The organism is Dokdonella fugitiva (genome assembly GCF_014138265.1).
Taxonomy (GTDB): Bacteria; Pseudomonadota; Gammaproteobacteria; order Xanthomonadales; family Rhodanobacteraceae; genus Dokdonella_A; species Dokdonella_A fugitiva_A.
The window spans coordinates 653,446-677,005 of the sequence record NZ_JACGXL010000001.1 but is presented as its reverse complement, the minus strand read 5'-3'; the positions used below and the strand labels follow the sequence as shown (position 1 = coordinate 677,005).

Genomic DNA, 23,560 nt, shown 5'->3' with positions numbered 1-23,560 from the left:
CGTTACGGTGTTTCGAATCCGCTGGGAATATCACGTCGCAGACCAGCGCGATGGGGGACACACGCCTGCGTGTTCATGGTGCCGTTGCAGTTCGCGACGAAGCAGGCTCCCGCCGCCGATCGGCCCAGGATCGTGACCTCCGGGCTGAGCAGCGGCGGGATTCGTAACGTCGACGCCGCGATCGAGCTGCAGCATCGTCGCGCGGTTGGCGATCCCCCTCGCCGGATCGCCTGTGGAAGGCGCGTTCCGCGACCACGGCCACCGGTGTGACATTGGCGCGCATGGCGAGCGATCCACGTTCCACCGCGGGAAGCGGCGGCGCACGATGGGTCACGAGTAGAAAATGCGGAGTCCAGCACGGAAATGCCGTGGCCGCGTGGATTCGCTATGATTTCCGCAATGACCGAGCGCCGCCCCCTCACGATCCTCTTCGCCGACGTCTCCGGCAGCACGCGGCTGTTCGAAACGCGCGGCGACGAAGCGGCGCGGCGCATCGTCGCGAACGTGCTGCTCGCGCTCGCCGAGGTCTCGGCGCGCCACGGCGGGCGTGTCGTCAAGACGATCGGCGACGAGATCATGTGCACGTTCCCCGGTCCGCTGAACGGCCTGCTCGCCGCGACCGACATGCACCGTCGCATCAAGACCGATCCGGAGTTCCAGCGCGACAACCTCGCGATCCGCATCGGCCTGCATCACGGCGACGCGCTGGTCGAGAACGACGACGTGTTCGGCGACGCGGTGAATACCGCGGCACGCATGGCGGACAAGAGCCTCGCGCGCCGCGACCAGATCGTGGCGACCGCGAGCACCGTCAACGGCGTGACCAACACGACCGGCCTGCGCGTGCGCCCCCTCGGCAGCGCCTGGGTGCTCGGCAAGCAGGCGCCGATCGAGATCGTCGACGTCCTCTGGCAGGAAGACCTCGCGCACGTGACGACGGTGCAGCGCGTGATGTCCGCGGTCGACGCGGCGCCGCCCGATCGGCCGCGCCTGACCCTGCGCTTCAAGAGCCAGGTGTTCGAGCTCGACGAAGGCACGCCGTTCTCGATCGGCCGCGACCCTGCCAGCAGCCTCGTCGTAGAAACCGAATGGGTGTCGCGCAACCACGCGCTGATCGAATGGAAACGCGGCTACTTCATGCTCGCCGACCGCTCGACCAACGGCAGCTGGCTGAAGATCGGCGACGACGACGAGCTGTTCGTGCACCGCGACGAGACGCACCTGCGGCGCAGCGGCTCGATCAGCCTCGGCCAGGCGCACCAGATCGACGACGCGGACCTGATCTGGTTCCAGTGCGGCGGCGAGTGAACTGCCGCAGGGGAAGCTTCCGATAATGTCGTCATTCCCGCGAAAGCGGGAATCCATCTTTCCTTCGCCCGGAGTGCGTGCGAGCAGCATGGATGCCCGCGCTCGCGGGGATGACGAGACTTCCTTCAGGCAGCCTCGAATCCGTTCTTGAAGATCTGGTCGAATCCCGACGGTGGCAGGTCGGCACCCTGGAAGATGCCGAGCGGCGCGTAGCCGGAGTAGCCGGGGAACGCGTAGTAGATGTTCGGATTGCCCATCCGCCGGATCAGTGCTTCCGAGATCACCTGGCGGTAGTCGGTCGTCACTGCGACGTCGTTGCCTTCGTACAGGTCGCCACTCGCGAGGCCAGGGTAGGTGCCGTAGACGTGTCCACCGTTGACGGCACCGCCGAGCACGGTGATCACGTTGCCGTAACCATGGTCGGTACCGCCGTCCGAGTTCTCGAGCACGCGCCGGCCGAACTCGCTGACCACGATCACGCTGACGCGTTGCATGAGGTTGCCGGACGCCGCGGTCGAAAGATCGGTGTAGAACGCGGACAACCCCTGCGAAAGGCTCTCGACCTGGTTGCCGAACCAGTCGTAGCTCTGCGTCGGATTGCCCTGGCCGACGTGCGTGTCCCAGTTGCCGAGGTCGATCGTGACCGCGCGCAGGCCGAGGTTGAGCTTGATCATCTGAGCGACGTTGCGCAGCTGCGTGCCGAAGCCGCCGTTGTTGGCGAGCGTGTAGTTCGCGCCGCCGGTCGGCTGGTAGCCGTCGGGGTTGTTCGCCGCGTCGTAGGGATTGAAGTCGATCGGCCGCAGCAGGGCGAGTGAATCGAGCGTCTCCATGCCGGCGCGCTCGAGCAGCGTCGCGTTGCTGCCCCACAGCGCGTTCATGCGGCTCACCCCGCCGACGAGGCCGTGTGCGGCGTCGTCGTTCTGCCACGACCAGTGGAACGTGTCGAGGCGGAAGTCCGAGCCGCTGTTCATCGTGATCGCGTCGCTGCTGCCGAGCAGGCTGTTCGCGGTGATGCTGCCCATCGATGCGGCCGGCAGCGGCACGTTCGCGGGCAGGCCACCGCTGACGAGGTGGCGGGTCAGCCAGCCGATACCGTTGCCGCCACCGCCACCGATGCCGAACTCGAGGTTGGACTGCGCCTCGAAATGGCTGCGCACGACGGGGTTCGGCTGCACCTGGCCGGCGGCGACCACGAACGCGGCGTGGCCGGCTTGGTAGAGCGCGCGCAGGCCGGTCGCGCGCGGATGCAGCGCCCAGGTCGTGTTGGCGAGCGCGAGCGCGGCGCCGGTGCCCGACAGCGGCACGCGCGTGTTCGTGCGCGAGGCTTCGTAGTCGGCGCGGTACGGGCTCGCCGAGCCCGGCGGCAGCAGGCTCAGGCCGTCCATCGCGCCGCGTAGGAACACGACCACGAGCGTGTCGTCCGTCGCCGTCGCGGGGAGCAGCGGCGGCGGCGCGAAGTATGCGCGTGCGCGGCTGCCGGTGCCGGCGGCGAGCGCGGTGACGCAGCATCCCTTGAGGAAATCGCGGCGATTGAATGCATTCATGGCGATCGTCCCCTCAGCGGCGCAGGAATTCGGGCGAGCACAGCAGCAGGCCGATCGCGACGCGCAGGCGCGCGATCGTGTAGTGCTTGGACAGCGTGTTCGGCGGGTTCAGGTGCCAGACGCCGACGTGCTGCGGCTGGCCGTTGTCGGTGGAATCCGTGACGAGGTCGAGCGGATCGCTCGCGGCGGCCTCCTGGCGGAAGAAGTCGAGCGCGACGCCGAAGGTCGGTTGCGGCCGGTAGCCGAGCAGGCGGTCGCACCAGTATCCGATCACGTTCGACGCGGTGCGGTCGGCCGCATTCGGGAACGCGCCCAGCGTCTGTCCCTGCACGTCGACGATGAACGGGTAGGCATTGTTGTAGCTTTCCGTCTGGTGCATCTCGAGCAGGCGCGGCAGCAGCTTCAGCGTGAGGCCGAGAGCGCCCGTGCTCGACCACGCGGTGATCGTGTCGGGATAGCCGTTCGGCGCCGGCCAGTAGAACAGGCGCTGGCCGGCCGCCTGCAGGCGGCCGATGAGTTCTTCGGTGGGCGTGTAGGTGGAACTGTTGTCCGGCACCGGCGTGAAGTTCGCGAGCGTCGCGCGCAGCGCGCTGACGACGCTGCGCGCGGGGCTCTTCATCTTCGTGCCCCACCCGGTCTTGAACTCGTTCGAGTGCAGGATGAAGGCGACCACCTGCGCGATCTGGTCGGGTGCCTGCCACTGCTGGTGGAACAGGTCGGCGGCGGCCTGCACGAGCGAGTCGGGAACGACGTCGCCGATGAAGCGGCGGCACAGCTTGCCGGCGATGAAATGCGCGGTGCCCGGATGCTGCGCGAGCATGTCGAACAGCAAGGTGCCGTCGTTCTGCCCGCCGCCGGCGGAGAAATTGCGGTGCAGGACGCGCTTGACGCCGGCGTCGTGCAGCGCCTGCACGTACTCGAACGCGCCGGGGTTCGGGTCGTTGCGGGTTTCGTACGTGCTGTGCGAGATGGTCCAGCCGGTGAGCACGCGCGCGGCTTCGTAGACGTCGTCGTCGACGTACTGCAGGCGCTGGATCTTGCCTTGCCAGTCGATGTAGGTCGGCAGCGAAGGATCGTCGTCGGGATCGTCGACGATGCCCGCGTAGTTCTCCGCGCCGAGCGTGTGCAGTTCCATCAGTTCGCGCGCGTAGTTCTCGTTCGGGTGTCCCGAGTAGCTCGTGTAGAGATCGAGCATGTACATCATCGCCGCCGATTCGCAGGTCGCCTGCAGCATCGTGCGGAAATTGCCGAACACGTTCGGGCGGATCGCGTCGCGGTCGAACGGCGGGAACAGCGGGCCGCCGTCGTAGTCCCAGCCGAACACGCTGAAATGGTCGTGCCAGAACGACGCCATCACCTCGAACAGCTGGCGCTGGCTGTGGAGCTGGCGGATCAGCGTCGCGCACTCGGTTTCGGCGATCGGCAGCATGCGCTGGTAGTAGTTGCTGTTGCCGATCGCCTCGCGCGCCGCCCACAGCTGCTCGGGCGTCTTGTCGAGCGTGGTGAAGCCGGCGCTCGCGAGGCGGCTGCTGCAGGCACTGTCGTCGATCGTGGCGGGCGCGAGCTGGCGCGCCACCCAGGCCTGCCAGCGCGCGTCGTCGGTGCTGCCGAGGGCGTCGAACGCGATGAGATCGAGGGTCGAATAGCCACAGGTCGCGCGCACGAGCCAGCGCACCGCCGGTGGCGGCGAGGTGAGCGATTCGGGGCTCGCGGGGAGGTCGTCGAGGAGGCCGTCGCGGCCCGGCCGGCGGCGCGACAGCAGCGGATCGGTCGGTGGTGCCACCGCGGCGAACACCGCATCGAACAGGCGACGGCGGGCGGCATTGAACGCGGCACTCGCAGGGGCTGAGGCCATGGAACCGGCTCCGGAAGCGCGAAGGAAGTCGCGCGATTGTGCCGGAAGCGGCGGCGCAGGTTGTGATCGCGCGCGCGGTTCGAGGCGGCGGCCGTCGGACGGCACGCCTCAGACGACCAGCGGTTCCGCCTCGAGTTCGACGCCGAAGCGCTCGCGCACGCCGGCGCGCACGCGTTCGGCGAGTGCCCACAGTTCGGCACCGGTGGCATGGCCGTGGTTGACGAGCACGAGCGCGTGCCGGTCGGACACGCCCGCGTCGCCTTCACGCAGCCCCTTGAAGCCGCAGGTTTCGATCAGCCAGGCGGCGGACAGCTTGCTCTGCGCGCCGGCGGGCCACGCGGGGAGTGCGGGATGCGCCTGCCCAAGCGCGTCGGCCAGTGCGGGATCGACGAGCGGGTTCTTGAAGAAGCTGCCGGCGTTGCCGATCAGCGCCGGATTGGGGAGCTTGCGCGTGCGGATGCGTGCGATCGCTTCCGCCACCGCCGGCGCGCGGGGTTCGTCGACGCCCATCGCGGCGAGTTCCTCGCGCACGCCGGCGTAGTCGAGGCGCAGCGGCCGCTCGCGCGCGAGTTCGAATTCGACCGCGGTGACGACGTAGCGGTCGCGTTCGCGCTTGAACACCGAGTCGCGATAGCCGAATGCGCACGCGACGTTGTCGAGGCGCGCGAGCTGCCGCGCGTGCCGGTCCCAGGCCTCGACCGCGACGATGAACTCGCGCACCTCGGTGCCGTAGGCACCGATGTTCTGGATCGGCGCGGCGCCGACCGTGCCCGGGATCAGCACGAGGTTCTCGAGGCCGACGTAGCCGTGCGCGAGCGACCAGTGCACGAAGTCGTTCCAGGGTTCGCCGGCCTCGACGCGCACGCGCGCGTGGTCGCCGCCGTCGTCGAGCACGCGCACGCCATGCGCCGCGATCGCCAGCACCACGCCGGGCCAGTCGCGCGTGAACAGGATGTTGCTGCCTTCGCCGAGCACGAGCAGCGGCTGCGTGCGCAGCGCGGCGTAGTCGAACAGTTCGCCGAGCGCGGCCGGCTTGCGCACGTCGACGAGCATGCCTGCGCGCGCGGCGACGCGGAACGTGTTGCGGCCGAGCAGCGAGGCGTTCTCGACGATCGTGTAGCCGTCGCCTTCGGCGATCGCCGCGCCGACGTGGTGCCCGCTCATGCGCCGGCGCCCCGGCCGCGCCGGATCGCCTCGACGCATTCGCCGATCAGCGCCGGCCCGCGGTAGACCATGCCGCTGTAGAACTGCACGAGCGTCGCGCCGGCTTCGAGCTTCGCGGCCGCGTCCGCGCCGCGCACGATGCCGCCGACGCCGATCAGCGGCACGGCGTCGCCGAGTCGCTCGTGCATGCCGCGCAGTACCGCGGTCGAGCGTGCGAACAGCGGCGCGCCGGACAGGCCGCCTGCTTCGGCCGCATGGCGGTGGCCGACGACCGCGGCGCGGTCGATCGTCGTGTTGGTGCAGATGACGCCGTCGATGCGCGCCGCGCGCAGCACGTCGGCGATCGCGTCGAGCTCCGTCTCGGCGAGGTCCGGCGCGATCTTCAGCAGCATCGGCTTGCGCCGGCCGTGCTTCGCGCCGAGGCGTTCCTGCGCGTCGCGCAGGGTGCCGATGAAGCGCTTGAGCGTTTCCTCCTCCTGCAGGTCGCGCAGGCCCTGCGTGTTCGGCGAGGAGATGTTCACGGTGACGTAGCTCGCACGCGCGTACACGCGTTCGAGGCAGTGCAGGTAGTCGTCGGTCGCGCGTTCGTTCGGCGTGTCCTTGTTCTTGCCGATGTTGATGCCGAGCACGCCCGTGTAGCGTGCGCGCTCGACGTTGCGCACGAGCGCGTCTACGCCGCCGTTGTTGAAGCCGAGGCGGTTGATGACCGCTTCGTGTTCGGGCAGCCGGAACATGCGCGGTTTCGGATTGCCGGCCTGCGCGCGCGGCGTCGTCGTGCCGACTTCGATGTAGCCGAACCCGAGCGCGGCGAGCGCATCGACGTGGGCGCCGTTCTTGTCGAGGCCGGCGGCGAGGCCGACCGGGTTGTCGAAGCGCAGGCCGAACGCATCGACCGGCAGCGGCTGCGGCTTCGCCGCGAGCAGCGGATTCGTGCCGGTGCGCCAGGCGGCTTCGATCGCCGCGAGGCCGAGATCGTGCGCGCGTTCGGCGTCGAGGCAGAACAGGAACGGGCGGGCGAGTGCGTACAAGCCGGATCCGTTCAATGCCAGTGCGCGAAGAACGCGAGGCCGCCGAAGAACAGCATGATCGCCATGAACGCGAGCAGGAACAGCGCGAGATGGACCCAGCCGAGCACGAGCCCGGCGATCGCCATGCCGTCGCCCTCGATCGTGCCGGGCGGCGCGCGGCGGATCTCGCCGCGCGCGAGATGGCCGCAGATCACCGCGGCGACGGCGCCGATGAACGGCAGCGCGAACCAGCAGACGATGCCGAACACGAGGCTGAGCACCGCGGTCGTGCTCGTACGCGAAGGAGTGGCGTTCATGCGCGGGAAACCGGAATGCGGCGCGCGTGCGGCGCCGGTGCGCAAGAGTAGTCACTCGCGCGCGGCGGTTCAACGCGCCGCGCGCGGTCGCTCCGTCAGTGCGCGGCGAGTGCCGGCGGCGGAGCGGGGAACTGCACGACCGGGCCGGGCGGCGCGACGCCCGGCGGCAGCGCCGCGGGTGCTTCCTTGCCGGCCGGGCCGAGCGACTGCACGAATGCATACAGTGCCTCGAGGTCGGCGTCGCTCATCGCGTTGACGGCCCAGTAGGGCATCGGCGGGCGCGCGGTGAATGCATGCGCGTAGCCCTTGAATGCGGCGAGGTCCATCGTCGCGAAGCGCAGGCGCAGGTTCGGCGCGTAGGTCGTGCCCCATGCGCCCGACCAGCCGAGTTCGTCGCCGGTCAGCCACTGCGATTCGGGTACCTTGCCGGCGGCCAGCGCGAAGCCGGGCGTGTGGCAGTCGTTGCAGCCGCCGATCATGACGACGTAGCGGCCGCGCTGGACGAGGTCGTTGCGCGACGCGGCGGCGAGCGTGGCGACGGCGGCGCTCGCGCCGAGCAGCACGGCGAGGGCAATGACGAGTTTGTTCATCGGACGTCTCTGGCGACGCGGCGAGTGCCGCGCCTTCGTACGTCCAATACGGCTGCCGGCATGGGTTCCTATCAGGAAGCCGGCAGCACCTGCCGGGACGCACGGGTGCGCCCCCGGGGATTCCCGCGGAGATCAGAACTCGAACTTGATGCCCTGCGCGAGCGGCAGCGCGTCCGAGTAGTTGATCGTATTGGTCTGGCGTCGCATGTACGCGCGCCACGCGTCGGAGCCCGATTCGCGGCCGCCGCCGGTTTCCTTCTCGCCGCCGAACGCACCGCCGATCTCGGCGCCCGAGGTGCCGATGTTGACGTTGGCGATGCCGCAGTCGGAGCCGGACGCGCTGAGGAACGCTTCGGCCGACTTGAGATTCTGCGTGAAGATCGCCGACGACAGGCCCTGCGGCACCGCGTTCTGCATGTCGATCGCCTGCTCGAGCGAGCCGAACTTCATCACGTAGAGGATCGGCGCGAACGTCTCGTGCTGCACGATCGCGGCGTCGTTCGACAGGCCGGTGACGATCGTCGGCAGCACGAAGTTGCCCCTGCCTTCGATCGCGGCGCCGCCGGTCTCGACCTTGCCGCCACTCGCCTTCGCCTGCGTGATCGCGTCGAGGTAGGCCTGCACCGCGTCGCGGCTGTTGAGCGGGCCCATGAGGTTCTTCGCGTCGGTCGGATCGCCGATCTTCTTCTCGACCTGCTTGTACGCGGCGACGAGCTTGGCGAGCACGTCGTCGTGGATCGACTCGTGCACGAACAGGCGGCGCGTCGTCGTGCAGCGCTGGCCGGCCGTGCCGACCGCGCCGAACACGATCGCCGGGATCGCGAGCTTCAGGTCGGCGGTCTGGTCGACGATGATCGCGTTGTTGCCGCCGAGCTCGAGCAGCGAGCGGCCCATGCGCTGCGCGACGCGCTCGCCGACGATGCGGCCGATCTTCGTCGAACCGGTGAAGCTGATCAGCGGCACGCGCTTGTCGTCGACGAAGGTCGCGGCGAGCTCGGTGCCGGCGTCGTTGAACAGGAAGAACAGGTCGGGGAAGCCGGCCGCCTTGAGCGCGTCGTTGCAGACCTTCATCGCCGCGATCGCCGACAGCGGCGTCTTCGGCGACGGCTTCCAGATCGAGATGTCGCCGCACACGGCCGCGATGAAGCTGTTCCAGGCCCACACCGCGACCGGGAAGTTGAACGCGGAGATGATGCCGACCAGGCCGATCGGGTGCCACTGCTCGTACATGCGGTGGCCCGGACGCTCCGAATGCATCGTGAGGCCGTACAACTGGCGCGACAGGCCGACCGCGAAGTCGCCGATGTCGATCATCTCCTGCACTTCACCGTCGCCCTCGGGCTTGGACTTGCCCATCTCGAGCGCGACCAGCGAGCCGAGCGCGTCCTTGTGCGTGCGCAGCGCTTCGCTGCACAGGCGGATCGCCTCGCCGCGGCGCGGCGCGGGCGTGGAACGCCAGGTCGTGAACGCGGCCTGTGCGCGCTTGACGATCGTCTCGTAGTCGCTCGCGCTGGCCGAGTGGACTTCGGCGATCACCTCGTTGGTGCTCGGGTTGATCGACTGCAGCAGGCCGGCGTCGGTCGTCTTCGACCATTCGCCGTGGCCGAGGTAGGTACCCGAATTGACCGGCTCGAGGCCGAGGGACTTGAGGATCTGCGCGGACATGGAGACTCCAGGAAAAGCGGGGACGCGGCGGGGCGCGTGAAACCGGCGATTATAGCAGGACGGGCACGCGGCCGGCGGCGGGCGAGGCTCGCCGAGGTTGCGAGGGGAGGCGGGCCGCGCCGCCATGGCGCGCACGGCTCGCACCGGCGAACATGCGCGACCGCCATGGTCGGACACTTTCCGGTATTCGGCGCGGCGAGACGACCCTGGACTTCACCGTCAATGCGGGCCCGCTCGCCAGCGACGTCGATACGCTCGTGATCTTCCGCAACGGCTTCGACGGCGACTGAGGGCGGCGCGGTCAGCCGAACTGGAACGCCGACACGGCCTTGCCGAACACGCGGTCGTTGAACGTGCGACGACCGCGGTCGTCGCCAGCCGCGCCCGCGACCACCATGAGCGGCAGCAGGTGTTCCGCGCGCGGATGGCAGGCGAGCGCCGCGGGCATCGCCTTCCAGTCGACGAGCCGTGCATCGCGCCCGCGCGGATCGGCGTCCTCGACCGCGTGCGTGAGCGCCTCGTCGAACTGCTGCGCACCGATCGTGACGCGCGCGTCGCCGGCGAAGAACTCGCGCAGATTGTGGTAGCTCATGCCGCTGCCGACGACGAGCACGCCCTCGTCACGCAGCGGCGCGAGCGCGCGCCCGATCGCGAGGTGGGCGTCGGGATCGAGCCCGGCCTGCAGCGACAGTTGCACGACCGGGACGTCGGCGTCCGGCCAGGCCAGGAGGAACGGCACGAACACGCCGTGGTCGTATCCGCGCGTCGCGTCCTCGTCGGACGCGATGCCGGCATCGGCGAGCAGCGCGCGCACGCGCGCCGCGAGCACCGGCGAACCGGGCGCCGGGTAGGCGAGGCGATAGGTGTGCGGCGGAAAGCCGTAGTAGTCGAACAGCATGCCGGGGTGCGCGCCGCTGTTCACGGTCGGCCGCACCGTCTCCCAATGCGCGGAGACGACGAGGATCGCCGACGGCTTCGCGCCGATCGCGGCCGCGAGGCCGCGCAGGTAGGCCGCCATGCCGTCCCAGGCGTGCGGCGCCTGCGCCGGCGGATCCATGAAGAAGCACGGTCCACCGCCGTGCGGAAGGTAGACGGTCGGCAGGCGTGGGGAGGCGTTCATCGCGGTGGTTTCCATGGGCATGGTTGGCGATATGGAGGCGCGACGCGCACGAGGCAAGCCGCACGGTAGGCCGCATCGGACCGAGCCGCTACAATGCGCCGGCCACACGGCCCCGTAGCTCAGCTGGATAGAGCGCGCCCCTCCTAAGGGCGAGGTCGCCCGTTCGAATCGGGCCGGGGTCGCCATTCCATGCGCGCGAGGATCCCCGTCCGCGCGGCGGCACCGCAACGGAACCACTCGCGCATGCTCCACGGAAACCGAATCGTCGTCGTCATGCCCGCGTACCACGCGGAGAAGACGCTCGCGGCGTGTTACGCCGCGATACCACACGACGTCGTCGACCGCGTGCTGCTCGTCGACGACGCGAGCGACGACGCGACGGTCGCGGTCGCCGAATCGCTCGGCATCCGCACGCACCGTCACCCGGCCAACCGCGGCTACGGCGGCAACCAGAAGACCTGCTATGCACTCGCGCTGGAAGAGGGGGCCGACATCGTCGTGATGCTGCACCCGGACTACCAGTACGAGCCGAAGCTCATCACCGCGATGGCCGCGATGATCGCCTCGGGCGTGTACGACGTCGTCGTCGGTTCGCGCATCCTCGGCAACACCGCGATCGCGGGCGGCATGCCGTTGTACAAGTACGTGTTCAACCGCGCGTTGACCGCGATCGAGAACCTCGTGATCGGCTCCAAGCTGTCGGAGTTCCATTCCGGCTACCGCGCGTTCTCGCGCGGCGTGCTGGAGACGCTGCCGCTCGCGGCCAATTCGGACGACTTCGTGTTCGACAACCAGATGCTCGTGCAGGCGCATGCGTTCGGCCATCGCATCGGCGAGATCTCCTGCCCGACGAAGTACTTCCCCGAGGCGAGCGAGATCGATTTCCGGCGCTCGGTCGTCTACGGTTTCGGCGTGCTCGGTACCGCACTGGCCTATCGCCTGTGGAAGTGGGGGCTGCGCCGCTCGTCGCTGTTCTCGCGTGACGCGCACGATCGCCTGCGACCGGTCGACGCGCCGGCGAGGGCGCCCTGACCTTGGCCGAGGCGACGCGCGGCCGTCCGCGAGCCACCTGGCCGTGGTGGTTGCTCGCCGGCGCCGCACTCCTCGCCGGCGTCTGGCTGCGCGCGTCGCAGCTGCGCACGCAGATGCTGTTCGACGACGAATGGCACGCGATACGCATGCTGATCCGCTCCGACATGGCCGGCATCGCCACGCACTTCGGCTTCGCCGACTACTGCATCCCGCTCACGCTGTACTACCGCTGGCTGTACGAGCACGCGATGCTCGACGAGTGGGCGATGCATCTGCCGCTGCTGCTCGCGGGCTGCACCTTGCTCGTCGTCGCCCCCTGGCTGTTGCGTGCGTCGCTCGCACCGGCGACGCGCGCGACCTGGGTCGCGTTGCTCGCGGTGTCGCCGCCGCTGATCTACTTCAGTCGCACCGCGCGGCCGTACGCGCTGCTCGCGCTGTGCGGCGTCGTCGCGCTGGTCGCGTTCCGCAACGCGTACGAGCGGCGTGGATCGCCGCGCGCGTGGGCCGTCGTCTACGTCGCCGCGACATTCGTCGCGGGCTGGGCGCACCTGCTGTCGCTGGTGTTCACGCTGTGGCCGTTCGCCTGGCACGGCCTCGGCGCGCTGCGCGGCTGCATCGGCCGCTCGACGCGCGCGGAGGCGTCGCGGCGGCTCGCCTCGCTCGTCGCGTTCGGCGTGGTCACGGCGATCCCGCTCGCGCTCGCGCTGGTGCCGCCGCTGCTCGGCGATTGGGCGTCGATGGCGGCCAAGGCGGGCACGAACGCGGTCAGCGTCGACAGCGTCTTTCGCACGTTCCTCATGCAGTTCGGCCTCGCCGATGCGTGGGCGAGCGTGCCGGTGGCTGCGCTGTTCGCGTTCGGCGCGTGGCGCCTGTGGCAGCGCGAGCGCGAGCTCGTCGCGCTCGTGCTGTCGGGATGCGTCGTCGGCGCGCTCGTCGTCTGCGCGGCCAGGCCCGCATGGATCCAGCACGCACCAGTGCTCGTGCGCTATGCGGCACCCGTGCTGCCGTTCCTGCTGCTGTTCCTTGCCGAGGGCATCGCCGGCGTGGTCGAGCGGCTGCGCGTGCCGGCAGTCGCGGCGATCGCCGCGTGCGCGCTCGTCGCCGTGCTCGCCTGGCGCGGGCCGTTGCCGCACTGGTACTACGTGCCGAACCAGTTCATGGGGCACGCGCTGTTCCAGTTCGATTACGCCGCGCAAGCCAATCCTTACGTCACCGAGCTCGAACTCGGGCCGGTGCCCGCGTTCTACCGCGAACTCGCACGGCGTCCCGCGGGCAGCGTCACGCTGATCGAGGCGCCCGGCCTCATGGAATCGAACTTCATGCCCGATCCCTGGCTGCAGCAGATCCATCGGCAGAACGTGAAGCACGCGCTCGTCGCACCGGTCTGCGGCACGGGCGAAGGCTGGGATGAATATCCGTACACGGCGACCGGCGACCGCTTCACGCGCGTCGCGCGGCTCGCCGACCTCCTCGACGGTGCGACGTGGGGCGCCGATTACCTCGTGCTGCGCCTGAAGCCGTGGACGCTGCCGCCGGGCGAACGCTTCCCGTGGCCGGTCGCCTGGCCGGACATGCCGGCGTGCGTGGCGAAGGTCGAGGCGCGCCTCGGCGCTCCCGTGTTTACCGACGACGCGATCGTGGTATTCGCGCTGCCGCACGCCGCGCGGGAAGTAGGAGGGGAAGCGAAGGCGGACGATTGAAACACGCAGCAGGAGGAAGCAAGGACAAGCATGAGGCTTTCCTCCGTGTGCTCCGTGTTCAACCTCTAGCCTTTCCCGCTTCGTGTCGAAGCATCCGGTGACGGTGAAGCTCCGCGCGACATGGCCTCGCCTGCGGGAGCGAACGGTACCGCCGCGCTCTCGTGCAGCGTGCGGCGCCACGCCGCGAGCTTTGCCTCGATGCTCGCACTCGTCGCGATCTGCGGCTCGGAATGCTGGATCGGTTCGACGCCGGCAACGCCCTTCGCGTCGGGCTTCGCGTCCTTCTGGTCGGCGGTTTCCCACGCATCGACCGAGGTGCGCGCGAGGTCGAACGCCTCGCGCAACGAGGTCGTCCGGTTGAGCGCCTCGGCGAGGAACGCCTTGCCGAAATACGTGATGTCGGAATCCGCGCCGCAACCGAACGAGGTGCGATCGGCGCGCGCGGACGTCATCACCATGGTCGAATCGTCGCGCAGCGCGTCGACGAAGCCGCCCGAGTAGCAGGCATTGACGACGATGACCTTCCAGCGCATCGCCGGCGTCGTCTTCAGCGCGTCGGCGATGTCGTCCGGGCCGATCTGGTTGAGCGGCAGCGGGTCGAGGTCGACCAGCAACTGGTGGTCGTCGGAGCCGTGCGTGGTGAAGTAGAGCAGGAGCACGTCCTCGGCCGGATCCATCGTGCGCGCGATCGTCGCGAGCGTGCGCTGCAGGTTGGTCCAGCTCGCGAGCGGGCGCGTCGTCACGGTCGCCGCGTTGTTCTCGAGCACGACCGTGCGTCCGGCCGCGCCGAAGCGCTGCGCGAACAGCGTCTCGACGTATTCGGCTTCGTTGCGGAACACGTCCTGCTGCGCGTCGCCGGCGAACGCGACGACGTAGAGGTCGACCTTGCCCGGCGTCTGCGGCTTCAGCCTGGCGAGCGCGGCATCGAGCAGCGCCGGTTGCGCGTACATCGCCGCTTCGGCGTCGAATTCGCTCTTCGCACCGGGCGCGTCGTCGTCGTCGGCTTCGTCCTGCTCCGTAGCCGTCTTCGCATCGCCGTCCTGGTCGCCGGACGTCGGCTCCGCCGTCGCCTGCACGACGGGCATCGTGCGCACCAGCGGGGACTGCGGCAGCCACCACCAGGCCGCGGCACTGACCGCGTAGGCGAGCACGGCGCTGCCGAGCGCGTGACCGAGGCCGCGCGGCGCGAGCCAGTGCGCGAACACGAGCAGCACGAAGAACCACCAGCAGCGCGCGACGAGTTCGACGAGGATCGCGAGCCCGGCGTGCTCGTGCAGCACGAGGTATGAGGCGAGTTCACCGAGCGGCCAGTGCACGACGACCGCGGCTGCGACCGTCGCCGCGAGCAGCACGGTCGCGATGCCCCAGACCGCCTCGCGCCGCGCAGCGAGCACGGCGAGCAGCCACGCCGCGATCAGGGTCAGCATCGAATCGCCGAGCACGGTGAGCACGCCGCCGGGCAGCAGCATCCACGGCGGCGACGTGCCGGCCATCTCGAGCAGGATCGACGCGAACAGGTAGACCACGACGACGGCGACGAACATGCCGGCGCCGACGGTCGTCGCCGACACGCGCGGATGGCGGAACAGGGTGGCGCGCAGGCCGTCGATCAGGATCGCGGGAAGTGGATGCACGGCAGACCGGACAGGGGTAGGTGGGCCGCCGCTCGCGCGGCACGCGCCATTATCGGGGCACGCGCATCAGCGCACCATCCCGTGCGATCAGCCGTCGATCGCGTCGAAGTCGGCGACGCAGCGGTGCGCGCCGCCGGCGGGGCAGGTGGACGGCGCGCGCGCGAGCAGGGTCGTCTGCAGCCCGGCGGCCGCGGCGGCGTCGAGTTCCTCGACGATGTCGGAAAGGAACAGGATCTCGGCGGGCGGTGCATCGATCGCCGTCGCGATGCGCCGGTAGGACTCGGCGTCGCGTTTGGGGCCGGTCTCGGTGTCGAAATAGCCGGAGAAACACGGCGTGAGGTCACCCGCTTCGGAGTGGGCGAAGAACAGCCGTTGCGCCGGCACCGAGCCGGACGAATAGACGTACAGCCGCTTGCCTTCGGCCTGCCACGCACGCAGGCGCGCGGCGACTTCGGGGTAGACGTGCGCGCGGTACTCGCCGCTCGCGTAGCCGTCCTTCCAGATCATGCCCTGCAGTGCCTTCAGCGCGGTCGACTTGCGATCGGCGTCGATCCAGCCGACGAGCAGGTCGATGATCTCCTGCCGGCTCGCCGAGACGAGCCTGGCTTCCTTCGCGGCTTCGTGCAGCCAGTGCTGTACGTCCGGATCGTCGCCGTGCGTGACGACGAACGCAGGCAGGCGTTCACGCGCGTACGGGAACAGCACGTCCTTGACGAAGCTGATCGAGCTCGTGGTGCCCTCGATGTCGGTGAGGATGGTCGTGATCATCGGTTTGGGTTCGTGGTGTCCGTGGAGCGGCTTCAGCCGCGATGTTTCCCGGTACTGCAAGACGGCGGACGCGGCCCAGGCCGCTCCTACGAGGCATGCTCGGACGGATGTGCGCGCGTCGCCTCGACGTTGCTCGCGTACGCACCTTCGATCGCGCGCTTGGCTTCGAGCGGCGCGCCGAGCCGCGTGAAGATCATCGCGGTCTCGCCGCGGCCGGTCAGCACGACGTCGCCGTAGCCGAACAGGCGACCCCACGCGCTCTGGCGAAGGTCGATCGTCTCGATCGAGGCGAGGCGCAGCTCGGTCGTCTCGCGGCTCATGATGCCGGTCTTGCGCACGACGCGGCGGTTCGTCACGCCCTGTTCGATCGAACGCAGGCGGATCCACTCGTACAACGCGGCGAGCAGGGCGATGCCGAGCGTCGGGATCGCGAGCAGGAGGAACACGATGAGCCGCCACTTCGCGGTCCAGTGCAGGTCGAAGCGCGCGACGATCGCTTCCCCCGGTGCGAGCGATTCGTCCAGGTACGACATCAGGCGGCCTCGGCCGAGCGGTGCGGCGGCATGCGCGGGAAGCGGCCGGCGATGTCGTCGCCCGTGAATTCGGCGACCCAGCCTTCCTTGTTCGTGAACAGGCGGATCGCGACGAAATACGGTGACTCGCTCATGTCGAACCAGTGGCGCGTGCGGTCGGGGACGCCGATGAGGTCGCCGCTCTCGCACAGCACCTCGTACACCCTGCCGCCGATGTGCAGCGTGAACTGGCCTGCGCCGGCGACGAAGAAGCGCACTTCGTCCTCGCTGTGCGTGTGTTCGTTGAGGAACTTCTGGCGCAGCGCGGCGCGATCGGGATGGTCGGGCTTGAGGCTGATCACGTCGACCGCCTGGTAACCTTCCTCGCGCATGAGGCGGTCGATGTCGCCGCGATACGCGGCGACGACTTCGTCCTGGCTCGCGCCGGGGACGACCGCCTGCGACGCCTCCCATTGCTCGAAGCGAACGCCGACCGCGGCGAGTTCGCGCGCGATCGACGCGTGCTCGGTGTGGGTCGAGAGCGGGGCGTCGGCGCGCGTGTCTTCGTAGATGCGCAAACGGCTCATGTCGGAGTTCCCTTCAGTCGCAGCAGGTCGAGTTCGCAGTTCAGCAGGAATTCGAACGCCTCCAGGTGGCGGCGCGTTTCCGGCATGTCCTTGCCCCATGTGTAGATGCCGTGGCCGTCGATCAAGTAGCCGTGCAGCGGCTTGCCCGCGTCGAGCCAGGCATCGACGCGCGCGACGAGTTCGGACATGTCCTGCGTGTTCGGGAACACCGGCAGGTCGAGCACGCTTTCGTGCGTGGTGTAGCCGGCGATCGCCTTCTGCAGCTCCCAGCCCTCGAAGCGCACGACGCCGCGCGCGGCGTACAGGCGCGAGGCGACCGACTGCGCGCGCGAATGCGTGTGCAGCACCGCGCCGGCGGCCGGGAAGCGGCGGTAGACCTGCGTGTGCAGCGCGGTTTCCGCCGAAGGCCGGGCCTCGGTGCCGACCGCGCGGCCGTCGAAGTCGACCACCATGATGTCGTCGATGCCGAGGCGGCCCTTGTCGCGCCCGGAGATCGTCACCGCCGCGTGCGACGCGTCCAGGCGCATCGAGAAATTGCTGCTAGTCGCCGGCGTCCAGCCGAGCGCACCGAGCTCGCGCCCGGCTTCGGCGATCTCTTGCGCGCAGCGCTCGAGGCGGCCGCGGTCGATGGGGGAGGAATTGATGGCGCGACTCCAGGCAACCGGCGAAGACACTTCCGCCTACTATACCGAAGCCGCGCGCCGGCCCGACCTTCACATCCGGGTCATCGGCCGTCCGCTACCGTTCGCGCGGCGCGAATGCGGCAAAGCGGCGCAGCCGCATGCTCGTCGCCGTGCATCGCGCTAAGCTGAACGGGTCGGGTGCGGGCGCGCCCGAGCTGTCCCCACACACCACGCAAACCAACGAGGAGTGGATCATGTCCGACCCAGCCGAAAGCCAGGCCAGACGCCGTTTCCTTAAGATCGCCGTCGTCGGCGCCGCCGTCGCGCCGGTCGCCGCCGCGCTGTTGCCACGCATTGCCCGCGCGGATGACATGGCGCACCTCGATCCGAACGATCCGACCGCGAAGGCGCTCGGCTACACCGAAGATGCGAGCACCGCGAAGGGCAACCCAGTCTACAAGGCGGGATCGAGCTGCCAGGGTTGCAACTTCTTCAAGGGCCACAGCGAAATGGCCTACGCACCGTGCGACCTGTTCCCGAACAAGGTCGTCAGTGCCAAGGGCTGGTGCGCGAGCTGGACCCAGAAGGCCTGACCTCGCTTCGCGACGGTCCGTCGCTCCCGGTGCCTGTCGCCGGGAGCGCGTCCCTTCGATCGGGGCGAATCTCGGCATCTGAGATCGCGGCTGCGACAATCGCGCTCCGTCACCCCCAGCGGATCCGCGCGTGCCGACCTATCCACCCCTCGTCCTGATCCTCGCCGGCGTCGTCGCCGGTCTCGTCGCCGGCCTGCTGCTGGCCTGGCTCGCCCTGCGCGCGCGCGTCGCCGACGCCCACGCGGACGGCCGCGCGAGCCGCGACGCCGAGGTGGCCACGCTCGGTGGCCAGCGCGACGCCGAGGCGCGCCGCGCCGAGGAATTCGCTGCGCGCATCCAGCGCTACGAGCACGAATGGACGCTCGCCGAACAGAACCTGCGCAAGGTCACCGCGCACGCCGCCGCGCAGCAGGCGCAGGCGGAGCGACTCGGTCGCGAGCTCGCCGACGCGCGGCGCCTGCGCGACGAGACGCAGGGGCAACTGGTCGACCTCACCGGCCGCCATGCCGCGCTCGAGGCGGGCTCGGCGGCGCAGGCGCGCGCGGCCGCCGAAAAGCTGCAATTGCTCGAGCAGGCCGAAGTGCGCCTGCGCGAGGCGTTCAAGAACCTCGCCCAGGGCATCCTCGACGACAAGGCCGAGCGGCTCCGCGAGCAGAGCGGCCAGCAGCTTTCCGGCCTGCTCGATCCGTTCAAGCTGCAACTCAAGGAATTCCGCGAGACGGTCGAAACACGTCACGCGAGCGACCAGCGCGAGCGCGGCATGCTCGCGCAGGAGATCCAGAGCCTGCGCCAGCTCAACCAGCGCATCAGCGAGGACGCGCTGAACCTCACGCGCGCGCTCAAGGGAGACAGTCGCGCGCAGGGCGCCTGGGGCGAACTCGTGCTCGAGCGCGTGCTGGAGGCATCAGGCCTCACCGAAGGCCGCGAGTTCGAGCTGCAGGTCGTCATGGCCGACGAGGACGGCGGGCGGCCGCGCCCGGACGTGATCGTGCACCTGCCCGAGCGCAAGGATCTCGTCATCGACGCCAAGGTCTCGCTGACCGCCTACGAACGCATGCAGGCTGCGCTCGACGACGCCGGACGCGACGCACTGCTGCGCGAACACGTCGCTTCGCTGCGGCGCCACGTCGATTCGCTGTCGAAGAAGAAGTACGACAGCATCCCCGGCCTGCACACGCTCGACTTCGTGCTGTTGTTCGTGCCGATCGAAGCGGCGCTGATCGAGGCGGTGCGTGCCGACGACGGCCTCTATACCTACGCGCTCTCGAAGAACATCTCGCTCGTCTGCCCGAGCACGCTGCTCGCGACGTTGCGCACGGTGTCGCACCTGTGGCGGCTCGAGGACCGCAACGTCAACGCGATGCAGATCGCGCGGCAGGCCGGCAAGCTGCACGACAGCTTCGTCATGCTCATGAACGAGCTGCAGGGCGTCGGCGACGCGCTCACACGCGCGCAGACGTTGCACGAAGGCGCACTCAAGCGCATCGGCAGCGGGCGCGGGCATCTGCTCGGACGCGTCGACCAGCTGCGTCGGCTCGGCGCGGACACGCGCAAGCAGCTGTCGCTGCTGCCCGACGAAGCGCAAGCCGATGCGGATCCCGACGCGGGTGACGACCCGGGCGACGACGACGTGTAGGGTGGGACGCAGCGGCACATGGCGCACCGCGTCCCGCGACCGCTTCGACCGCGGCTCGACCGTCCCCGGTTTGGTCAGCCGCGCAAGCGGCTGTGGCGGAAGCCGTAACCGAAATAGATCACGAAGCCGATCACCGTCCACACGCCCATCAGCGTCCAGTTGTACCAATTCTCCCAGTACAGCAGCGTGAGGCAGCTCAGCACGCCGAGCACGCAGGTGACCGGCGCCCACGGCACGCGGAACGTGCGCGGCAGGTCGGGCTGCGTCTTGCGCAGGATCAACACGCCGATGCAGACCGCGACGAACGCGATCAGCGTGCCCATCGAGACGAGGTCGCCGAGCACGTCGAGCGGGAACACCGCGGCGAGCGCGGCGATGCCGATGCCGGTGATCACCGTGTTGATGTGCGGCGTGCGGTAGCGCGGGTGGATCTTCGCGAACACCGGCGGCAGCAGGCCGTCGCGGCCCATGATCATGAAGATGCGCGGCTGCGCGATGATCATGACGAGGATCACCGACGACAGGCCGATCAGCGCGCCGATCTCGACCAGCCAGCGCAGGCCACCGAGTTGCGGATGCGCCTTGATCGCGGTCACCACCGGTTCGCTCGTGCCGAGCTGGTCGTACGGCAGCAGGCCGGTCAGCACCGCGGCCATGCCGATGTAGAGCACGGTGCAGACCGCGAGCGAAGCGATCGTGCCGAACGGCAGGTCGCGCTGCGGGTTCTTCGCTTCCTGCGCCGCGGTCGACGTCGCCTCGAAGCCGATGTAGGAGAAGAACACGAGCGTCGCGCCGCGCATGATGCCGGCCCAGCCGTACTTCTCGGGGCCTTGCTGCTCGGGGATGAACGGATGCCAGAGGGCAGGATTGACGTAGCTCCAGCCGGCGATGATCACGATCACGATCAGTGCGACCTTGAGGATCACCATCGCGGTGTTGACGCCGCTCGACTCGCGGATGCCGATGTAGCAGAGCCAGGTCAGGGCGAGCACGATCGCGACCGCGGGCAGGTTGAAATAGGCGCCGGTCATGACGAGCTGGTTGTCCTTGAACGCGAGTGGCGCGTTCGTGAGCACGTCGGGCAAGTGGATGCCGACGTGGTCGAGCAGGCTCGTGAAGTAGCCGGTCCAGCTCACCGCCACCGCGGACGCGGAGACGCCGTACTCGAGCACCATGTTCCAGCCGATGAACCAGGCGACGAGTTCGCCGAGCGTCGCGTACGCGTACGAGTAGGAGCTGCCCGACATCGGTATCAGCGTGGCGAACTCGGCGTAGCAGAGCGCGGTGAAGCTGCAGCAGAGCGCGGCGATCACGAATGACAGGATGATCGCGGGGCCTGCGTGTTCCGCGGCCGCCTGGCCCGTGATCACGAAGATGCCGCCACCGATGACCGCACCGATACCGAGTGCGGTGAGGCCCCAAGGCCCAAGCGTGCGCTTCAGGCTCGGGCCGTCGTCGTCGACGGCGGCGTTGCTGAAGTCGGACTTCTTCGCGAGCAGTTGGTCGAGCATGGGGATTCCGGATCAGTCGCGCGGGGCGCGTTCGGCAAGAGGCCGGCATGAAGCCGGCCTCCTCAGGTTCAATGTCGCGGTGCGCGCGCGCCTCAGGCGTTCTGGTTGGCGAGCTGGCTGCGGCGGTACCCGTAGAGGCGGTACAGGACGAGACCGATCGCCGCCCACGTGATGAACACGACCTTCGCGGTCATGCTGAGGTTGACGAACAGCAGCGCGCAGCCGGCGACCGCGAGCGGGCAGACGATCCACGCGAACGGCGTACGGAACGGACGCGCGCGATCGGGTTGCTGCTTGCGCAGGATCAGCACGCCGATCGACACCATCGCGAACGCGAGCAAGGTGCCGGAATTCGAGGTGTCGGCGAGCTTGCCGACCGGGAACAGCGCCGCGCACACCGAAACGACGATGCCGGTCAGGATCGTGATCACGTGCGGCGTGTGGAAACGCGGGTGCACCTTCGACAGCGCGTCCGGCAGCAGGCCGTCGCGCGACATCGTGAAGAAGATGCGCGTCTGGCCGAACATCATCATGAGGATGACCGACGGCAGCGCGAGGATGGCAGCGATGCCGATCCAGTCGCCGATGCGATTGTGGCCGAGCAGGCGCATCACGTGCGCGAGCGGTTCCTTGCTGCAGACGAGCGCTTCGGAGCCGGCGCAGGCGGCCGCCATCGCGGGCGTGCCGGGGTCGAGCGGCAGGCCGTTCGCGCCGAGCATCGGCTGCGCGCCGACGGAGCCGGCGGCACCGTAGCCGACGAGCAAGTAGAAGATCGTGCAGACGGTCAGCGAACCGATCAGGCCGATCGGGATGTTGCGGTTCGGATTCTTGGTTTCTTCGGCGGCGGTCGATACCGCGTCGAAGCCGACGTAGGCGAAGAAGATCGAGGCCGCGGCTCCGAGCACGCCGGCGCCGCCGAGCGGATTGCCCCAGCCGCCGGGCAGGAACGGCTCGAAATTGCTGCTCTTGACGGCCGGGATCGCGAGGAAGATGAAGACCGTGAGCGCGACGATCTTGATCGCGACGAGTACCGAGTTCACGCGCGCGCTCTTCGACGTGCCGATCACGAGCAGCACGGTCACGGCGAGACCGATGAGGAACGCGAGCAGGTCGAATCCGCCGCCGGCGAAATATCCGGTACGCAGGAATTCGGGCAACGCGATGTCGTTCGCCTTGAGCAGCCCGTTCATGTAACCCGACCAGCCGACGCAGACGACCGCGGCGCCGATGCCGTACTCGAGTCCGAGCGCCCAGCCGACGATCCACGCGACGAGTTCGCCGAGCACGCCGTACGTATAGGTGTAGGCCGAGCCGGACACGGGCACCATCGCCGCGAGTTCGGCGTAGGCGAGCGCAGCGAGTGCGCAGACGACCGCGGCGATCACGAACGCGAGCATCATGCCCGGGCCGGCCTTCTGGCCTGCTTCGGCGGTCAGCACGAAGATGCCGGTGCCGATCACGGCGCCGATGCCGAGCAGGGTCAGCTGCAGCGCACCGAGCTGTCGTTTGAGGGACTTCTTTTCTGCCGTTTCAAGGATCTGGTTGAGCGGTTTGACACGCCAGAAAATCATTGCGTCCCCTTCACGAGCGTCTGGATGGCCGGGTCATGAACGTGCGTGCGCCCGGAAATCCCCAGCGCCGTCGTACACCGTGCGCACATTCGACGAAGGTCGAATGCAGCGGTCCGGTAACATACGCGACCCCTCGACGAGCGGCAAGCGAACGAAGTCATGACCGCAGATGCTGCCCTGCCGCAATCCACGACACCCGCTCAGCAGCACTGGATCGCGCTGCTGGACGCCTACGCGCAGGCCTTTCCCGACGAGATCGACGTGGTCGGGGTGTTTCGTGAACTCGCGAGTACGGATCCCTGCGCTGCGCGGCGCGAACGGCACTCGGGTCACCTCACCGGCTCGGCCTGGCTCGTCAGCGCCGACGGCGAGCGCGTGCTGCTGACTCACCACCGCAAGCTGGACCGCTGGCTGCAGCTCGGCGGCCATGCCGACGGCGACGCCGATCTCGCGCGCGTCGCGTTGCGCGAGGCGGAGGAGGAGTCGGGCCTGCTCGATCTCGAGGTGGAGCCGGCCGTGTTCGACCTCGACCGCCATCGCATCCCCGCGCGTGGCGACGAACCCGAACACTGGCACTACGACGTGCGCTTCGTCGTGCGCGCGCGCGGCAGCGAGGCCTTCGTCGTCGGCGAGGAGTCGCATGCGCTCGCCTGGCGCGACGTCGCGGAAATTGCGCGCGATGACGCCGCCGACGTTTCGCTGCGGCGCATGGCACGCAAATGGCTCGCGCGCCGCGCCTGATCCTGCGCTTCGGCGCGACGCACGCTCCGTTCGTCGCGGCGGGCCCTTCCGGTGCGTGCATGCGACACCGCGCCGGGCGGAA

General features: G+C 69.2%; 22 protein-coding genes and 1 tRNA gene. 8 read left to right on the top strand and 15 right to left on the bottom strand.

All coding sequences use genetic code 11. The features are described 5' to 3' along the window. The first annotated feature begins 399 nt into the window (after positions 1-399). Positions 400-1,308, top strand: a complete 909-nt coding sequence (locus tag FHW12_RS03185; protein WP_182529535.1) for an adenylate/guanylate cyclase domain-containing protein — start codon at positions 400-402, stop codon at positions 1,306-1,308. Positions 1,309-1,433: 125 nt separating this feature from the next. Here the strand turns inward: FHW12_RS03185 and FHW12_RS03180 are convergent, their stop codons facing one another. The 7 genes from FHW12_RS03180 to amaB form a co-directional block, all read right to left on the bottom strand. Further along, complete coding sequence (locus FHW12_RS03180; protein ID WP_182529534.1) at positions 1,434-2,852, bottom strand: DUF1501 domain-containing protein; 1,419 nt, start codon at positions 2,850-2,852, stop codon at positions 1,434-1,436. Between the two features lie 13 nt (positions 2,853-2,865). Next, the gene (locus FHW12_RS03175; RefSeq protein ID WP_182529533.1) at positions 2,866-4,707 is read right to left on the bottom strand and encodes a DUF1800 domain-containing protein; all 1,842 of its coding nucleotides are present in this window, start codon (positions 4,705-4,707) and stop codon (positions 2,866-2,868) included. A gap of 108 nt (positions 4,708-4,815) precedes the next feature. After that, complete coding sequence (murB, locus tag FHW12_RS03170) at positions 4,816-5,871, bottom strand: UDP-N-acetylmuramate dehydrogenase (protein WP_182529532.1); 1,056 nt, start codon at positions 5,869-5,871, stop codon at positions 4,816-4,818. Then, on the bottom strand, positions 5,868-6,899 hold the full coding sequence (locus FHW12_RS03165; protein ID WP_182529531.1) for a quinone-dependent dihydroorotate dehydrogenase: 1,032 nt from the start codon (positions 6,897-6,899) through the stop codon (positions 5,868-5,870). The genes murB and FHW12_RS03165 overlap by 4 nt, the downstream gene beginning before the upstream one ends. A gap of 11 nt (positions 6,900-6,910) precedes the next feature. Beyond that, positions 6,911-7,195 (bottom strand): DUF4190 domain-containing protein, encoded by a 285-nt coding sequence (locus FHW12_RS03160; RefSeq protein ID WP_182529530.1) that lies wholly within the window; start codon positions 7,193-7,195, stop codon positions 6,911-6,913. Between the two features lie 95 nt (positions 7,196-7,290). Continuing rightward, positions 7,291-7,785 (bottom strand): c-type cytochrome, encoded by a 495-nt coding sequence (locus tag FHW12_RS03155; protein WP_182529529.1) that lies wholly within the window; start codon positions 7,783-7,785, stop codon positions 7,291-7,293. A 132-nt stretch (positions 7,786-7,917) separates the two neighbouring features. Continuing rightward, positions 7,918-9,450 carry an L-piperidine-6-carboxylate dehydrogenase gene (amaB, locus tag FHW12_RS03150; RefSeq protein ID WP_182529528.1) on the bottom strand — a complete coding sequence of 511 codons (1,533 nt, stop codon included), beginning with the start codon at positions 9,448-9,450 and terminating at the stop codon, positions 7,918-7,920. A 152-nt stretch (positions 9,451-9,602) separates the two neighbouring features. Between amaB and FHW12_RS03145 the strand changes: the two genes are divergently transcribed. Next, positions 9,603-9,740 (top strand): hypothetical protein, encoded by a 138-nt coding sequence (locus tag FHW12_RS03145; RefSeq protein ID WP_182529527.1) that lies wholly within the window; start codon positions 9,603-9,605, stop codon positions 9,738-9,740. Between the two features lie 11 nt (positions 9,741-9,751). Here the strand turns inward: FHW12_RS03145 and FHW12_RS03140 are convergent, their stop codons facing one another. Next, positions 9,752-10,570 carry a DODA-type extradiol aromatic ring-opening family dioxygenase gene (locus tag FHW12_RS03140; RefSeq protein WP_182529526.1) on the bottom strand — a complete coding sequence of 273 codons (819 nt, stop codon included), beginning with the start codon at positions 10,568-10,570 and terminating at the stop codon, positions 9,752-9,754. 108 nt (positions 10,571-10,678) lie between these two features. On the opposite strand from FHW12_RS03140, the gene FHW12_RS03135 reads away from it, so the two are divergent. From FHW12_RS03135 to FHW12_RS03125, 3 genes are all read left to right on the top strand, one after another. Then, positions 10,679-10,755, top strand: a tRNA-Arg gene (locus tag FHW12_RS03135). Between the two features lie 58 nt (positions 10,756-10,813). Beyond that, positions 10,814-11,602, top strand: a complete 789-nt coding sequence (locus FHW12_RS03130) for a glycosyltransferase family 2 protein (RefSeq protein ID WP_182529525.1) — start codon at positions 10,814-10,816, stop codon at positions 11,600-11,602. Between the two features lie 2 nt (positions 11,603-11,604). Continuing rightward, complete coding sequence (locus FHW12_RS03125; RefSeq protein ID WP_182529524.1) at positions 11,605-13,302, top strand: hypothetical protein; 1,698 nt, start codon at positions 11,605-11,607, stop codon at positions 13,300-13,302. Between the two features lie 65 nt (positions 13,303-13,367). Here the strand turns inward: FHW12_RS03125 and FHW12_RS21540 are convergent, their stop codons facing one another. The 5 genes from FHW12_RS21540 to FHW12_RS03100 all read right to left on the bottom strand — a co-directional run bounded on the left by FHW12_RS21540 (position 13,368) and on the right by FHW12_RS03100 (position 17,447). Beyond that, the gene (locus tag FHW12_RS21540; RefSeq protein WP_182529523.1) at positions 13,368-14,936 is read right to left on the bottom strand and encodes a C13 family peptidase; all 1,569 of its coding nucleotides are present in this window, start codon (positions 14,934-14,936) and stop codon (positions 13,368-13,370) included. An 87-nt stretch (positions 14,937-15,023) separates the two neighbouring features. Then, on the bottom strand, positions 15,024-15,704 hold the full coding sequence (mtnC, locus tag FHW12_RS03115) for an acireductone synthase (protein WP_182529522.1): 681 nt from the start codon (positions 15,702-15,704) through the stop codon (positions 15,024-15,026). An 86-nt stretch (positions 15,705-15,790) separates the two neighbouring features. Beyond that, positions 15,791-16,237 (bottom strand): PH domain-containing protein, encoded by a 447-nt coding sequence (locus tag FHW12_RS03110; protein WP_182529521.1) that lies wholly within the window; start codon positions 16,235-16,237, stop codon positions 15,791-15,793. Continuing rightward, positions 16,237-16,803 carry a 1,2-dihydroxy-3-keto-5-methylthiopentene dioxygenase gene (locus FHW12_RS03105; protein WP_182529520.1) on the bottom strand — a complete coding sequence of 189 codons (567 nt, stop codon included), beginning with the start codon at positions 16,801-16,803 and terminating at the stop codon, positions 16,237-16,239. The genes FHW12_RS03110 and FHW12_RS03105 overlap by 1 nt, the downstream gene beginning before the upstream one ends. Then, positions 16,800-17,447: a methylthioribulose 1-phosphate dehydratase gene (locus tag FHW12_RS03100; protein WP_182530121.1), complete on the bottom strand. Its 648-nt coding sequence runs from the start codon at positions 17,445-17,447 to the stop codon at positions 16,800-16,802. The genes FHW12_RS03105 and FHW12_RS03100 overlap by 4 nt, the downstream gene beginning before the upstream one ends. Before the next feature lie 137 nt (positions 17,448-17,584). Between FHW12_RS03100 and FHW12_RS03095 the strand changes: the two genes are divergently transcribed. Together FHW12_RS03095 and FHW12_RS03090 are read left to right on the top strand one after the other, a co-directional pair. After that, on the top strand, positions 17,585-18,019 hold the full coding sequence (locus tag FHW12_RS03095; RefSeq protein WP_259392805.1) for a high-potential iron-sulfur protein: 435 nt from the start codon (positions 17,585-17,587) through the stop codon (positions 18,017-18,019). Positions 18,020-18,149: 130 nt separating this feature from the next. Then, positions 18,150-19,655: a DNA recombination protein RmuC gene (locus tag FHW12_RS03090; RefSeq protein WP_182529519.1), complete on the top strand. Its 1,506-nt coding sequence runs from the start codon at positions 18,150-18,152 to the stop codon at positions 19,653-19,655. Positions 19,656-19,729: 74 nt separating this feature from the next. Here FHW12_RS03090 and FHW12_RS03085 read toward each other — a convergent pair whose 3' ends face one another. After that, on the bottom strand, positions 19,730-21,166 hold the full coding sequence (locus FHW12_RS03085; RefSeq protein WP_182529518.1) for an amino acid permease: 1,437 nt from the start codon (positions 21,164-21,166) through the stop codon (positions 19,730-19,732). Positions 21,167-21,258: 92 nt separating this feature from the next. After that, positions 21,259-22,737 carry an amino acid permease gene (locus tag FHW12_RS03080; RefSeq protein ID WP_182529517.1) on the bottom strand — a complete coding sequence of 493 codons (1,479 nt, stop codon included), beginning with the start codon at positions 22,735-22,737 and terminating at the stop codon, positions 21,259-21,261. 159 nt (positions 22,738-22,896) lie between these two features. Here FHW12_RS03080 and FHW12_RS03075 point away from each other — a divergent pair, with 159 nt between their 5' ends. Further along, positions 22,897-23,478 carry an NUDIX hydrolase gene (locus FHW12_RS03075; RefSeq protein WP_182529516.1) on the top strand — a complete coding sequence of 194 codons (582 nt, stop codon included), beginning with the start codon at positions 22,897-22,899 and terminating at the stop codon, positions 23,476-23,478. Positions 23,479-23,560 lie beyond the last annotated feature (82 nt).